We start from the raw sequence: 13,515 nt of genomic DNA, 5'->3' as shown, positions 1-13,515 counted from the left end.
GAATCCGGCGCCGGCGTCACGCCGGGAAAACCGCCAGGTTCTTACAGCTCCAGCGACAGCGCGATCAGCTCGGCGCGGGAGGTCACGCCGAGCTTGTTGAACACGTTGCGCAGGTGGAAGTCGACGGTGCGCGGGCTGACGAACAGCTGCGCGGCGGCGTCCCGGTTGGACAGCCCCTGGCGCACGAGCCCGGCGACCTGGCGCTCCTGCGCGGTCAGGTCGGTGGCGGTCGAGACGTCGCGGCGGCGCGCGGTCTCGCCGGAGGCGCGCAGCTCCTGGGCCGCGCGCTCGGCCCACGGGGTGGCGCCGAGCTCCTCGAACAGGGTGAGCGCCGTCCGCAGGTGCTCGCGGGCGTCGACCCGGCGGCGGTTGCGGCGCAGGTGCTCGCCGAACGCCAGCTCGGTGCGGGCCCGGTCCGGCAACCGCGGCGAGCCGGCGTGCGCCTCGAGCGACTGCCGGAAGTGCTTCTCGGCCTCGTCGCCGTCGGCCAGCAAGGCGCGGCCGTGCTCGACGACGGCGACCGCGCTCGGCGTGCCGGTGCCGTCGGCGAAGGCGGCGACCCCGTCGAGCCACGTGCCCAGGACGTCGAGGCGACCGGCCCTCAGGGCGGCGTCGGCCAGGTCCAGAACAGCCATGCGCCGCATCATCGGCATCTGGATCTGCTCGAGGTGGTGCAGCGCCGTCGCCGGCTGGGCGGCGGCCCGCAGCCCGCGCCCCCAGTGGAGCAGGTCGACCACCTGCCCGTCCGTCAGCCCGACCGGGTGGGCGTCGCGGAGTGCCGTCGCCTCGGCCAGCAGCCGATCGGCGGCGTCCTCCCCGCGCAGCGCGCTGACCAGGGCGATCTGCGCGGCCGGCAGCGCCATCAGCACGGTCTGGCCCGCGCCGGCCATGAGCGACAGCGCCTCCGCCGCGGCCGCGGTCGCCGTCGTCCACGAGCCGGTGACCAGCTGCGAGAAGAAGCCGCGGGTCAGCGCGTGCTCGACCATCGTGAGGGCGCCGGCCCGGCGCGCGGCGACCAGCTGGTCGTCGTGCAGCCGCAGACTGCGCTCGTCGTCGTCCACGACCCACGCGGCGATGGCCAGGTTCGGCTGCAGCACGTGGTCGCCCTCGAGCGGATCGGCGTCGGTGAGCGCGAAGGCGCCGCGGAACTCCCGCGCGGCGGCGGCGTAGTCCGGGCGGGCGAGCGCGTGGAACCCGTGCATGAGGTGGAAGGCCACCTGCATCCCGGCCGGCGCGTCCGCCGGGGGCGGCGGCACAAGCGGCACCGGATCGAAGGTCCGCGGCGACCGGCCCCCGAACGCGGACAGCGACGCCGTGAGCATGGCCATCTGCCGCCCCATCCCCTCGTCCGCGCCGAGCGCGGCCTCGGCGCCCTGCACGACGAGGTCGAAGCCGTCGTTCAGCGAGCGGGTGTTCCACGCGACCGTCCCTTGCAGCAGGAGCAGCCGCGCCCGCAAAGACGGGTCGGTCACCAGGGCAGCCGCCGCGTCGGCCAGCGCCGTCGCCCGCGAGGGGTGCGCGCCGAGCCATGCGGACGACGCGGCGAGGTACAGCCGCCGTCCGCGGTCCTCCCCGCTCGTGGTCAGCTCGGCGGCGCGCGCCCAGGCGGCCGACGCCGCCTCGTGACCGCCCCGGCCGGCGGCGCGCTCGGCGACGCCGTCCAGGGCTGCCACGACGGTCTCGTCCGGGCGGTCGGCGGCCGCGGCCAGGTGCCACGCGCGGCGGTCGGCGTCGGCATCGAGGACGTCGGCGAGCGCCCGGTGCGCGGCCCGCCGCTGAGTGCTGGTCGCCGCGCGGTAGACCGCGGAGCGCACCAGCGGGTGGTACATCGACAGCGCGTCGCCGTCGACCTGGAGCAGCCCGGCCCGCTCCACCGCGTCGAGGGCGTCGTCGCCGGCGTCGAGCGCCTCGGCGGCATCGCGGACGACGGTCAGCCGGCCGGTGTCGTCGGCGGCGGCGACCAGCAGGAACCGCTGCGCCGGCTCCGGCAGCCGCCGGCAGCGGTCGAGGAACCCGCGCTCCACTCCCCCGGTCAGCGGCAGCGCCGCGGGCAGCGGTACCTGGCCGGCCAGCTGCTCGGCGCTGAGCGCCGCGGCCAGCTCGACCAGCGCCAGCGGGTTGCCCCCGGTGCTCGCGACCAGCTCGTCGCGGACCGCCGGGTCGACCGGACCTCTCGTGGAGAGCAGCGCGTCGGCGTCCGGGCCGGTCACCCCACCCAGGACGACGGTCGGCAGGTCGTCGGCCTCGAACCGGCGGACGTCGCCGTCCCGGGCGGCGAACAGGAGGGCGACCCGCTCGGCCTGCAGCCGGCGGGCGACGAACAGCAGCGCGGCGGCGGATGCGTCGTCCAGCCAGTGCGCGTCGTCGACGACCGCCACCACCGGGCGCTCGTCGGCGGCGTCGGCGAGCAGGCTCAGCGTGCCGAGGAAGGCGAGGAACCGGTCGCCGTCCCCCTCGGCCTCACCGAGCGCGGCGCGCAGCGCCGCCTGCTGCGGAGCGGGCAGGCCGCCGATCCGGCCGCGCAGCGGCCACAGCAGCCGCTGCAGGGCGGCGAAGGCCAGCGGCGACTCGGACTCCACGCCGGAGGTCCGCAGCACGGTCATGTCGGTGGGCAGGGCGTCGGCCAGCAGCGTGGACTTCCCGGACCCGGCGATCCCGCGGACGACGAGCGCCCCACCGCTGCCTTGCCGGGCGGCGTCGAGGAGGGCGGCGATCGCCGCGCGTTCCGAGTCCCGTCCGGCCAGCACGAGCCGAACCGTACCGAGGAGGAGGAACGAAACCTGGCGATTTCCCCGGCGTGAGCGAACTCCTCGGCCGCGAGCGTGGCAGCCGACCAACCACCCCGTTCTCGAGGAGGAACGATGTCGGCCCACTCCGCCGTCTCCCCGGCGCACCCCGCGCACCCCGACGAGCCACGCAGGCCGTGGACCGTCTTCGTCCTGATGATCGCCGCCCAGGTGATGGTGATCCTCGACGTCTCCGTCGTGAACGTCGCGCTGCCGTCGATCGCCCGCGGCCTGCAGCTGTCGGCCGCGGACTACCAGTGGACGATCAGCGCCTACGTGCTGCTCTCCGGCGGGTTGCTGCTGCTCGGCGGCCGGATCGCCGACCTGCTCGACCGGCGGCGCGCCTTCCTTGCCGGGGTCGGGCTGTTCACTGCCGCGTCGCTGGCCAGCGCGCTCGCCCAGGCCCCGTGGATGCTGATCGCCTCGCGGGCCGCCCAGGGCGCCGGTGCCGCGCTGCTCACCCCGGCGGCGCTGTCGATCATCATGACCGCCTACGCGGGCAAGCAGCGGCAGACCGCGCTGGCCGTGTGGGGCACCGTCGGCAGCCTCGGCATCGCCGCCGGAGTGCTGTTCGGCGGGGCGCTGACCAGTGCTTTCGATTGGCGCGCGGTGTTCTTCATCAACGTGCCGATCGGCATCGCGGTCGTCGTCGGCACGCTGCGCGCGGTCACCCCTGGCGCCTCGCGGACCGGTGCGCTGCGCCGCCTCGACGTCCCGGGGGCGTTGACGCTGGTCAGCGGTCTACTGGCGCTCGTGTTCGGCATCGAGGCCACCCGGTCGGCCGGCTGGACGGCGCCGCGCACCTGGCTCGCCCTGGCCGGGGCCGCGGTGCTGCTGACCGCCTTCGCCCGGCTGGAGCGGCGCACCGCCGACCCGCTGGTGCCGCCGGCGACCTGGCGGATCCGCTCGCTGGTCTCCGCCTCCGCGGTCATGGCCGGGGTAACCGGCGTCGTGGTCGGCGCGATCTTCCTGTCGTCGCTGTACCTGCAGGCGGTCATCGGGTCGTCGGCACTGTTCGCGGGCCTGGAGTTCCTGCCGCTGGCCGGGGCGATCACGCTGTCGGCCGCCGCGGCGTCGCACGGCATCGGCCACGTGGGTGCCAAGCCGCTGATCCTCGGCGGGCTGGTCGTCATGGCCGGTGGCGTCTTGCTGTTGGCGCTCAACGCCGGCGGCACTTCCTACGCCGCCGACGTGCTGCCCGGGTTCCTGCTGGTCGGCGCGGGCGTCGGCCCGATGTTCGTGGCGATCGCGGTCGCCGCGATGGGCGACGTGCCGGCCGAGAGCTCGGGCGTCGCGAGCGGGCTGATGATGACCGGCCACGAGATCGGCGCGGCGCTCGGCGTCGCCGGACTCACCGCGATCGCCGGGAACCTGGCCACCCGGGCCGGCCTCGTGGACGGCTACGGCCGCGCGTTCACCGCCACCGCCGTCGTCCTGGCCGGGCTGTTCCTGCTCACGCTGCTCGCCGTCCCCGGTGGCAAGCCGGCTGTCGGCGCCGTCGCTCACGGCCACGGCCACTGAACCTGTCGATTTCGCACCGACACCACGTCGTCTTCCCGATCAAGGAGTTCCGATGCTGTCCAGCACGCCCCGCACGTTCGTCGGCACGACCACGTTCACCGTCAACGGCATGACCTGCGACCACTGCCGGCGCGCGGTCACCGAGGAGATCTCCGCTGTCGCGGGGGTCGAGTCGGTGACCGTCGACCTGGCCACCGGCCTGGTCACCGTCGCCGCCACCTCGCCTGTCGACCGCGCGGACATCGCCGCCGCCGTCGACGAGGCCGGTTACGCCCTCGTCCCCTGAACCCCCTCTTGACCCCGGAAGGACCCTCGCCATGACCACCATCGACCAGTACCTCGTCCGCAACCACCAGACCGACCTGCTCCGCGCCGCCTGCGCTCGTCGGCCGCATCGGTGCCGTACGCACCTGCGCCGGCCGCGTCGTACCGCCTGAAAGGAACCGCCATGCCCGTTACCGCCCGCCCCGACGTCCTCGAGTTCTTCGACCGCTACCGCCACGGAGCCGACACGTCCGACCCCGAGGTGACCCGTGACTGCTTCGCCGAGACGTTCCTCAGCCTCGACCCTCGCAGTGCGACGCCGGTCCCCCGCGAGGCGCTCATCAAGGCCCTGTCCGGCCGGGCTCAGCTGTTCGGCAGCATCGGCGTCGAGGGGCTCAAGCTCACCGAGCTGAGCGAGACACCCCTCGACGACCTGCACACGCCGGTCGCCACCACGTGGACAGCCCGCTTCTCCCACGACACGCAGGACGCCGAGCCGCTGGTGCTGCCCTCGCAGTTCCTGCTGCGCCGGTCCGCCGACTCGTGGCAGATCGTCGTCTACCTCAACTCGACCGACCTGGCCGCCGTCTTCGCGGAGCGTCGTCGATGACCGTTGCGATTCGGGCGGCCGAGTCCTCCGACGCCCCCGTGGTGGCGGCGATGGTCCGCGAGATCGCCGAGCACGAGGACCAGTCCGCGCACGTGCACGTCGACGAGGGGCTGTGGCGCTCGCTGCTGGGCCGCCCTGACGTCACCGTGCTGCTCGCCGAGCGCGACGGGACGGCGGTCGGCTACGTCTCCGCCGTTCGCCGTCTGCACCTGTGGACCGGCGGCGACGTCCTCGCGCTGGACGACCTGTTCGTCCGGCCCGGCAGCCGTTCCGACGGCGTCGGGCGGCAATTGATGAAGGCGCTGACCGAGGTCGCCGCACCCGACCGGCTGGTCATCACCTGGGGCGTCGAGCCCGACAACGTCGACGCCCAGCGCTTCTACCGCCGGCTCGGCGCGCGGCTCCGCGACAAGGTGCTCGCCTCCTGGTCGCCCGACGCCTACGCCGAGCTCACTGCCCTCCCGTTCGAGCTCTGAGGGGAGCCCGGCGACACCGCGGAAGGGGCAATCCGGCGGCGCGGGACGTTCACGTGTCGGCCAGTTGCTCGCGGAGCCACGCGAGCATGACGTCGTTGATGCGCAAGCCGAGGCGAGCCGTGGCACGGAAGGGGTGATCGTCGCCCGCGCCGCCGTCCCCGACCGCAGATGCCTGCAGAAAGGCGGTCGAGTCCTCGATGTCGGCGATCTCCCGCTCGAGTGCGGTGCGGCGCTGGTCGGCCGGGAGGAGCGGGAGAAGGAACCAGCGCAGCGCGGTCTCGTTGCGCTGACTCCGATTGGGCTGCACCTCGGTCAGCCAGCGGTCCAGCTCGGCCCGCCCCTGCTCGGTGATCGCCCAGGTGCGGCTCCCCCGTGCCCCGCGGCCGGCCTCCTCGACCAGGCCGCGACCCTGCAGCCGGGCCAACTCCGGGTAGATCTGACTGTGGCTGGCATGCCAGGCATGGCTCAGCGACGCCTCGAACCGACGGGTCAGGTCATAGCCCGTTCCCGGCGCCACCGCGAGCAGGCCGAGCACGGCGTGGGGTAGCGACATGGCCGCCAGTCTACATGCTTGATGTGTAAGAAATGACATGTAAGTGTCGTCATGTGGATGTTTTCGTGCGCCGCCCACGGCTGCTGCTTGCCGCGGTCGTCTGTGGCCTGTTGCTGGCGATGCTCGACCAGACCATCGTCGGGACGGCGTTGCCGGCGATCGTGCGCGACCTGGACGGCGCTTCGCTCTACCTGTGGGCGGTGACCGCGTACCTGGTCCCGGCCACGGTCTCGTTGCCCGTGTACGCCCGGCTCTCCGACCGGTACGGACGCCGCGCGATGCTGCTGTTCGGCTTGGGGCTCTTCCTCGTCGGCTCGGCGCTGGCCGCGTCGGCGCAGGGCATGGGCCAGTTCATCGCGGAGCGGGCCGTGCAGGGGCTGGGCGCCGGCGCACTCGAGGGTCTGCCGTTCATCCTGGTCGCCGATCTGTACGCCGGACGCCGCAGCGCCTCCCTGCAGGCGGCACTTGCCGGTCTGATGGGTCTCGCCTTCATCCTCGGGCCGCTTCTCGGCGGGGTCATCACGGACGGGCCGGGCTGGCGCTGGGCGTTCCTGGTCAACGTGCCACTCGGTCTGGCCGCCCTGGTCGTCGTCGCGCGGTTTCTTCCCCGGTCGCTCGGCCGGTTCGAGGGGCGCGAGGTGCCCATCGACGTCGCCGGGATGGCCCTGCTGGGCATCGGCGTAGGGCTCGTCCTCGTCGGGCTCGACCAGCGCGCCGTTGCTCCGATGGTCGCCGGCGCCGCCGTCCTCGCGGCGTTCGTGGCCGTGGAGCGGCGCTCCGCCGCGCCGGTCGTTCCGTTGCGGCTGCTCGCCGACCGCGCGGTCGCCGCGATGCTCGTCGCCGGCGCCACGGCCACCTCGGGGCTGTACGCCGGCGTGCTCCTGCTGCCCCGCTACCTCGAAAGCGCCCGCCACGTGAGCGCCACGCGCTCCGGACTGCTGATCTACCCGCTCCTGCTGGGCCTCGTGCTGGCCACCACCCTCGCCGCGAGCACCATCAACCGCTGGCAGCAGTGGCGGTGGCCGGTGCTCATCGGCACAGGACTCGCCGCGCTCGGGGCGCTCGGGTTCGGGGACGTTCGACGCCGGCACGCCGGTCTGGCAGGGCCTGGTGTTCATGGCGCTGATCGGGTTCGGAGTGGGACCGGCGCTGTCCGGGCTCCAGATCGCGCTGCAGCGCTCCGTGGTCCCGACGGCGGTCGCCGGTGCACTCTCCACCCTCATCCTGGTGCGGCAGGTCGGTGGCGCCCTTGCGCTGGCCGCCGCCGACACCGTGTACACGACCAGCACGGGAGCAGGCAGTTCGGCCGCCACCGCCACCGGCACCGGCGTGCTGGTGGTGACGCTGACCGGAGCCGTGCTGGCAGCCGGTGCGCTGGGACTGCTACGCCGCGGCTCCGGCCGGCTGCCCAGCCCAAGCCCGGCCACGCCGCCGTCTGCGGCCAACGCCGGACAGCCCCGCCGCTGAGCCGCGGCCCACCAACCCTCGAGAGGCCAGGACGATGTCCCCGCGCACCCTTCGCAATCCGCCGCGCCGCGCCGCGAGCGTCCGAGCCGGTTCCCTTCCTGACCGCGAAGGAGCCCTCATGAACACCGCCGCGGCGGCCGTGGGCACCTCCCGCCAGGGCACCCGCCGCGGCCGGACCCGGCTGATCGTCGCCGGGTCGCTGCTCACCGGCGCGATGCTCGCCGTCGTCCTCCCCCTGCTCGTGTTCCTCGGCACGACCGAATCCGCGGTCACCGGGTCGGCGCTGCTCGGGTTCGCGATCGGCTGGGCGATGCTGGCACTGCTTTCGACGCGGCTGACCGACCATCCACAGCGGTGGGCCTGGATTCCGGCCGCCGCACTGGGGGCGACCGGGCTGGGTCTGGTGCTCGCCGCGCCGGACGACCCGGGGCTGACTGCGGCCGGCTGGGTCTGGCCTCCGCTGTTGCTGGCGCTGGCGGTGTGGATCGGGATGCGGGTGCGCCGCTCGATGAGCGCCGGTCGCTGGCTGCTGTTCCCCGTGGTCGTCGTCATGACCGTCGCGGCCATCGGCGGTGCTGCCGAAACCTTCGGGCTGGCTGCCGACCAGCACACCTACGCGATGCCCGGCCGGCTCTACGACGTCGGCGGTCATCGGCTGCACCTGGACTGCACCGGCTCCGGCGGCCCCACCGTGGTGTTGATGAGCGGGCTGGGTGGATCCTCAGCGAGCTGGGCCCGGATCGCGCCCACCGTCGCCGACACCACCCGTGTGCGCGTACGACCGCGCCGGGCAGGGCTGGAGCGACGCCGCCGAACCGCAGGACGGGGTTGCGGCCGCCGCCGATCTGCACACGCTCCTCGCCCGCGCCGGCGAACACGGCCCGTACGTCCTGGTCGGGCACTCCATCGGCGGCGACTACGCGATGACCTACGCCGACCGCTACCCCGAGCAGGTCGCCGGGATGGTCCTCCTCGACACCACGAACCCCTATCGGACCGCCGCCGGCACGATGCAGGCCGGTTCGCCCGGTCCGCTCGCCTTGCTGCCGAGCGTCGCCCGCCTCGGTGTCGGCCGACTCTTCCCGACGTCCACCTGGTCCGCGTTCCCCGATCCCGAGGCGAGCCGGTTCGCGGCATTCGTCACGAGTCCCCGCGGCTTGCAGAACACCCTGGACGAGATCGGCACCATGCCCGCCCTGATGGACGACGCCCGGCGGCTGTCCAGCCTCGGCAGCACGCCCATGGTGGTGCTCACGGCCGAAGGACATGCGTCGGACGCTGTCTGGAACGCTGCACAGGACCGGATGGCCGCGTTGTCGACGAACAGCAGCCACCGCACCGCCGACGCCGGCCACGGCGGCCTCCTCGACGAGGGATTGGGCGCGCAGCAGTCGACCTCCGCCATCGACGACGTCGTCCGGGCCGTCCGCGGCGGCATGACGCTCGCGCCGCGCTGACCGAGCACGGGCGTGCGGGCCCTGCTGGTCGACCTGGTCACCCGCACTGTGCGGATCACCGGTTCACAGCCACCGCTGGCATCACGGCCACCGAGCCACAACCGGCGATTTCCCCGGTGAGAGCACCCCAGCTCCGCACCGACTCTTCATCCCGGCACCGCACCAGCCACTACCCGCACCAGCCACTACAGAGGAGCACCCCGATGCTGTCCGACACCGCCCCCGACTTCACCGCCTCGACCACCTTCACGGTCACCGGCATGTCCTGCGCCCACTGCCAGGTCGCGGTCACCGAGGAGATCTCCGCCATCGAGGGCGTCGAGTCCGTCGACGTCGACCTCGCCACCGGCACGGTCACTGTCACCGCCGACCGGCCGATCGACCGCGCCGACATCGCCGCCGCCGTCGACGAGGCCGGCTACGTCCTCGTTCCCTGAACCACGCTCGACACCCCGGAAGGAACCACGGCCATGAAGCACCTCGACCCCTACTTCGGTCAGGCCCCCCGGCAGGACCCGCTCGCCGCCGCCCACCACCGCCGCCTCGTACGAGCCGGCTTCCACCCTGCGCCGCCGTTCGCGCCGGTGCACCGACTCCTGCCCGAGCGCGCCGGCGGGTGCAGCTCGTGACCACGCACCCGGCGACCACGGTGCCCTTGCTGCGAACGCCGGTCGCGTGGGGCGCCGCCCTCGGCGCCGTGCAGGCCGCCTCCCCGCTGGTCTTCCCCTGGCTGACCGCCACGACCGTCTACGCGCTCGAGCTCACCGCGATCGCCGCCATCTACGTCGGCTTCGCCGTCGCCGACGGACGACGGCGCGTGATCGTCGTCGAGGTGACGGTCGCGCTCCTGTTCGTGGTCGTCGCCGCCGTCGCCGTCCCGGCATCGCTGTGGCTCGTCGTAGCCGGGCTTGTCGGCCACGGGCTCAAGGACCTGTGGCAGCACCGCACGGGCTTTGTCGCCGGCACCCGGTGGTGGCCACCGTTCTGCGCCGCCGTCGACTTCGTCTCCGCCGGCTTCGTCGCCCTCGCCCTCGTCGCCGGGATCGCCGCCTGAACCTGGCGAAATCGCCGGTCCGACCCCGTGATCCCCACGCAACCCTCGCCCGTAGCTGCACCACCGTCCTTCAGGAGTTTCGATGACCACCACGGCGCCACCCCTGGCCACCGCGTCGATCGCCAGCTGCACCCTCGACATCGGCGGCATGACCTGCGCCTCCTGCGTCGGGCGGGTGGAGAAGGCACTCAACCGAGTGGGTGGCGTGGCCGGCGCCGAGGTCAACCTGGCCACCGAGGTCGCCACCGTCCGCTTCGACCCGGCGACCGTCGGCCTCAAGGAGCTGTCGGCGGCCGTCGCCCGCGCCGGGTACACCGCGACCCCGCGGCGCGAGGCGGCACAGGCCGCCCCGGAGCCTCCGCAGGCCACGGACGACGACCCCCACCTCACCGCTCTCAAGCGGAAGTGGCAGATCACGCTCGGCGTCGGCCTCGGGCTGATGGTGCTCATGTACGTGCCGCTCTACCTGGACACGATGGACTGGCTGATGCCGGCGATCCTCGTGGTCGCGACCGTCGTGCAGTTCTGGGCCGGGCGGGACGTCTACCGCGCCGCCTGGACCGCCGCGAAGCACCGCTCGACCAACATGAACACGCTGGTCGCGCTGGGGACGGTCGTCGCCTACGGCTACAGCGCGTTCGTCACGCTCTGGCCGGCCGCCGCCGAGCGGTGGGGGCTGCCGCTGCACGTGTACTTCGAGACGTCGTTGGTGATCCTGGCGCTCGTCTTGGCCGGCCGGTGGATGGAAGGCAAGGCCAAGAAGAGGACGGCGGCTGCGATCACCGCGCTGGTGGGCCTCGCGCCGAAGACCGCGCGGGTGCTGCGGGACGGCGCGGAGGTCGACGTCCCGGTGGAGCAGGTCGCCGTCGGCGATTTGGTGCGGGTGCGGCCCGGCGAGAAGGTACCGGTGGACGGCGTCGTCACCGACGGCGCGACGGCGATCGACGAGAGCATGCTGACCGGCGAGAGCCTGCCGGTCGACAAGTCGATCGGCGACACGGTGATCGGCGCGACGCTGAACCGCACCGGCAGCGTGGTGCTGCGGGCGACCGCGGTCGGCGCCGACACGGCGCTGGCGCAGATCGTCCGGCTGGTGGAAGACGCGCAGGGCGCGAAGGTGCCGCTGCAGCGCCTCGCCGACCGGGTCTCGGCCTGGTTCGTCCCAATCGTCCTGGGCCTGGCCGCGCTGACGTTCGTCGGCTGGGCGCTGTTCGGCCCGATGACAATGGCCGTCTCCACGACGATCGCCGTGCTGATCATCGCCTGCCCGTGCGCGCTCGGGCTGGCGACGCCGGCCGCCGTGATGGTCGGCACCGGCCGCGCCGCGGAGCTGGGCATCCTCATCGGCAACGGCGACGCACTGGAGACCGCGCGTCGGGTCACCGCCGTCGTCCTGGACAAGACCGGCACCATCACCCGGGGCAAGCCGGCTCTGGTGTCGGTCACCCTGGCCCCCGGCTGGGACGAGGACGACGTCCTGGCGCTGGTCGCGGCCGCGGAGACCGGCAGCGAGCACCCGGTGGGCGAGGCGCTGGTTCTCGCCGCGACCGAGCGGCTCCTGGACCTGCCTGCTCTGCGCTCGTTCGACGCGGTGCCGGGGCACGGGATCGACGCCGTCGTCGGCTCGCGGCACGTGCTGGTGGGCAACGCCGCGCTGATGGTTGCTCGTGGGGTGGACGTCGCTGCTCTGACCTCTGCTGCCGCCGCTGAGGCCGCCGCCGGCCGGACGCCGATGTTCGTGGCGGTGGACGGCGTCCTGGCCGCCGTGCTGGCCGTGGCCGACACCGTGAAGCCGGAGTCGGCCGAGGCGGTCGCGCAGCTGCAGGCGCTGGCCGTGCAGGTGTGGATGCTGACCGGCGACAACCGGGCGACTGCTCGTGCGATCGCTGCGCAGATCGGCATCGAGCACGTGCTGGCCGAGGTGCTGCCGGCCGACAAGGCGGCGAAGGTGCGCGAGCTGCAGGCCGACGGGCACGTGGTGGCGATGGCCGGGGACGGCATCAACGACGCCGCCGCTCTGTCGGCCGCGGACGTGGGCATCGCGGTCGGCACGGGTGCGGACGTCGCGATCGCGGCGTCGGACATCACGCTGGTCGGTGGTGACCTGCGGGGCATCGTCTCGGCGATCGCGCTGTCCCGGCGGACGGTGACGACGATGAAGCAGGGCCTGGGCTGGGCGTTCGGCTACAACCTGCTGCTCATCCCGGTCGCGGCCGGCGCGCTGTACTGGTGGGACGGCCTGCTGCTCGACCCAGTGCTGGCGTCGGCCGCGATGGCGATGAGCTCGGTGAGCGTGCTGACGAACGCGCTTCGGCTGCGCCGGTTCCGCCGTCCGGCTTCCGTCGCGGAGGTCCTGCGGCCGCCGCTGCGCACCCGGATCGGCCAGTACGCGTACCTGACCGGCGTGGCCGTGGTCGCGCTGGCGCTGGGGGCGGGACTGACGGCGGTGTCGCGGATGGACTTCGCGTCGCGCGGGATGAACGGTCAGCTGGCGTGGGTCGAGGGCACCGGCATGCCGATGCGGCCGGAGATGAGCGTGATGATGACCGCCGAGGTGCCGCCGGTCGACGCCGCTGACGCTTCGGTCGACGTGGAATTGTCTCTGCCTGCCGACGTGCGGCCCGGGCAGCCGACGCGGCTGGTGGTCACGCTCCGGGACGCCGCGACCGGCCAGCCGATCGAGGACATCACCCGTTCGCACGAGGCGTGGATGCACCTGATCGCCACGCGGGAGGACCTGGGCACGTTCGCGCATGTCCACCCGGAGCCGACCGGACGGCCCGGTGAGCTGGCGGTTTCGCTGACCTTCCCGACAGCGGGGCGGTACATCGTGAACACGGAGTTCCGCCGGCAGGGCGAGATGGCCGACGTCCACTCGCGACAGGTCCTGACCGTGGCAGGGCCGGCTCCTTCCCCGGTCATGCTGACGGCGGGACCGCGGACGGTCGAGGTGGACGGCGTCCGGGTCTCGCTGGACGGGACTGCCGAGGTCGGTGGCTCGAGCGACCTGCACTTCACGCTCACCGACGCCGCTACCGGCCGGCCGATCGACGACCTGCAGCCGTACCTGGCGGCGGCCGGCCACATCGTGGTCATGCGGGCGGACGGGCAAACCTTCGCTCACGAGCACGCCGAGGTGACCGACGCCTCCGGTCGCCCCGTGTTCGCCCTGCCCGGGACGACGTTCGGCCCGGAGCTCGAGGTGCACGCCTCGTTCCCGACGGCGGGGATCTACCAGCTGTGGGCCCAGTTCCGGCTGGCGGACGGCGACGTCATCACCGTGCCGTTCACCGTGCAGGCCGGATGATCCGTGGACCGCGAGGGCGC

The 13,515-nt window shown here is 73.6% G+C and carries 12 protein-coding genes; 10 read left to right on the top strand and 2 right to left on the bottom strand.

Going from position 1 to position 13,515, the window contains the following annotated elements; genetic code table 11:
• Positions 1-41 precede the first annotated feature (41 nt).
• The gene (locus tag GGQ55_RS16770) at positions 42-2,747 is read right to left on the bottom strand and encodes a helix-turn-helix transcriptional regulator (RefSeq protein ID WP_179718602.1); all 2,706 of its coding nucleotides are present in this window, start codon (positions 2,745-2,747) and stop codon (positions 42-44) included.
• Between the two features lie 114 nt (positions 2,748-2,861).
• On the opposite strand from GGQ55_RS16770, the gene GGQ55_RS16765 reads away from it, so the two are divergent.
• The 4 genes from GGQ55_RS16765 (at position 2,862) to GGQ55_RS16750 (ending at position 5,657) form a co-directional block, all read left to right on the top strand.
• The gene (locus tag GGQ55_RS16765) at positions 2,862-4,307 is read left to right on the top strand and encodes an MFS transporter (RefSeq protein WP_179718600.1); all 1,446 of its coding nucleotides are present in this window, start codon (positions 2,862-2,864) and stop codon (positions 4,305-4,307) included.
• Positions 4,308-4,359: 52 nt separating this feature from the next.
• The gene (locus GGQ55_RS16760; RefSeq protein ID WP_179718598.1) at positions 4,360-4,593 is read left to right on the top strand and encodes a heavy-metal-associated domain-containing protein; all 234 of its coding nucleotides are present in this window, start codon (positions 4,360-4,362) and stop codon (positions 4,591-4,593) included.
• Positions 4,594-4,755: 162 nt separating this feature from the next.
• Positions 4,756-5,181, top strand: coding sequence for a hypothetical protein (locus GGQ55_RS16755; RefSeq protein ID WP_179718597.1), 426 nt, complete (start codon positions 4,756-4,758; stop codon positions 5,179-5,181).
• Entirely contained in the window at positions 5,178-5,657 is a 480-nt protein-coding gene (locus GGQ55_RS16750) for a GNAT family N-acetyltransferase (RefSeq protein WP_179718595.1), read from the top strand. The genes GGQ55_RS16755 and GGQ55_RS16750 overlap by 4 nt, the downstream gene beginning before the upstream one ends.
• 49 nt (positions 5,658-5,706) lie before the next feature.
• On the opposite strand, the gene GGQ55_RS16745 is transcribed toward GGQ55_RS16750, so the two are convergent.
• Positions 5,707-6,210, bottom strand: a complete 504-nt coding sequence (locus GGQ55_RS16745) for a PadR family transcriptional regulator (protein WP_179718593.1) — start codon at positions 6,208-6,210, stop codon at positions 5,707-5,709.
• Between the two features lie 53 nt (positions 6,211-6,263).
• On the opposite strand from GGQ55_RS16745, the gene GGQ55_RS16740 reads away from it, so the two are divergent.
• From GGQ55_RS16740 to GGQ55_RS16715, 6 genes are all read left to right on the top strand, one after another.
• Complete coding sequence (locus GGQ55_RS16740; RefSeq protein ID WP_179718591.1) at positions 6,264-7,799, top strand: MFS transporter; 1,536 nt, start codon at positions 6,264-6,266, stop codon at positions 7,797-7,799.
• 591 nt (positions 7,800-8,390) lie between these two features.
• The gene (locus GGQ55_RS16735) at positions 8,391-9,134 is read left to right on the top strand and encodes an alpha/beta hydrolase (RefSeq protein ID WP_218859311.1); all 744 of its coding nucleotides are present in this window, start codon (positions 8,391-8,393) and stop codon (positions 9,132-9,134) included.
• Between the two features lie 203 nt (positions 9,135-9,337).
• Positions 9,338-9,571 (top strand): heavy-metal-associated domain-containing protein, encoded by a 234-nt coding sequence (locus GGQ55_RS16730; RefSeq protein WP_179718587.1) that lies wholly within the window; start codon positions 9,338-9,340, stop codon positions 9,569-9,571.
• Between the two features lie 33 nt (positions 9,572-9,604).
• The gene (locus GGQ55_RS16725; protein WP_179718585.1) at positions 9,605-9,763 is read left to right on the top strand and encodes a hypothetical protein; all 159 of its coding nucleotides are present in this window, start codon (positions 9,605-9,607) and stop codon (positions 9,761-9,763) included.
• A complete protein-coding gene (locus tag GGQ55_RS16720; protein ID WP_179718583.1) occupies positions 9,760-10,188 on the top strand; it encodes a hypothetical protein in 429 nt (142 codons plus the stop codon). Before GGQ55_RS16725 ends, GGQ55_RS16720 begins: the two co-directional genes overlap by 4 nt.
• An 82-nt stretch (positions 10,189-10,270) precedes the next feature.
• Positions 10,271-13,495, top strand: a complete 3,225-nt coding sequence (locus GGQ55_RS16715; RefSeq protein WP_179718581.1) for a heavy metal translocating P-type ATPase — start codon at positions 10,271-10,273, stop codon at positions 13,493-13,495.
• Positions 13,496-13,515: the final 20 nt, after the last annotated feature.

The organism is Petropleomorpha daqingensis, assembly GCF_013408985.1.
GTDB lineage: Bacteria > Actinomycetota > Actinomycetes > Mycobacteriales > Geodermatophilaceae > Petropleomorpha > Petropleomorpha daqingensis.
This window is presented reverse-complemented; position numbering and strand designations above follow the sequence as displayed.

Excerpts from the sequence above, each read along its gene's own strand:
- GGQ55_RS16755 (WP_179718597.1), top strand. The coding sequence starts at position 4,756 with ATGCCCGTTACCGCCCGCCCCGACGTCCTCGAGTTCTTCGACCGCTAC.
- GGQ55_RS16760 (WP_179718598.1), top strand. The coding sequence starts at position 4,360 with ATGCTGTCCAGCACGCCCCGCACGTTCGTCGGCACGACCACGTTCACC.
- GGQ55_RS16765 (WP_179718600.1), top strand. The coding sequence starts at position 2,862 with ATGTCGGCCCACTCCGCCGTCTCCCCGGCGCACCCCGCGCACCCCGAC.
- GGQ55_RS16745 (WP_179718593.1), bottom strand. The coding sequence starts at position 6,210 with ATGTCGCTACCCCACGCCGTGCTCGGCCTGCTCGCGGTGGCGCCGGGA.
- GGQ55_RS16725 (WP_179718585.1), top strand. The coding sequence starts at position 9,605 with ATGAAGCACCTCGACCCCTACTTCGGTCAGGCCCCCCGGCAGGACCCG.
- GGQ55_RS16750 (WP_179718595.1), top strand. The coding sequence starts at position 5,178 with ATGACCGTTGCGATTCGGGCGGCCGAGTCCTCCGACGCCCCCGTGGTG.
- GGQ55_RS16730 (WP_179718587.1), top strand. The coding sequence starts at position 9,338 with ATGCTGTCCGACACCGCCCCCGACTTCACCGCCTCGACCACCTTCACG.
- GGQ55_RS16715 (WP_179718581.1), top strand. The coding sequence starts at position 10,271 with ATGACCACCACGGCGCCACCCCTGGCCACCGCGTCGATCGCCAGCTGC.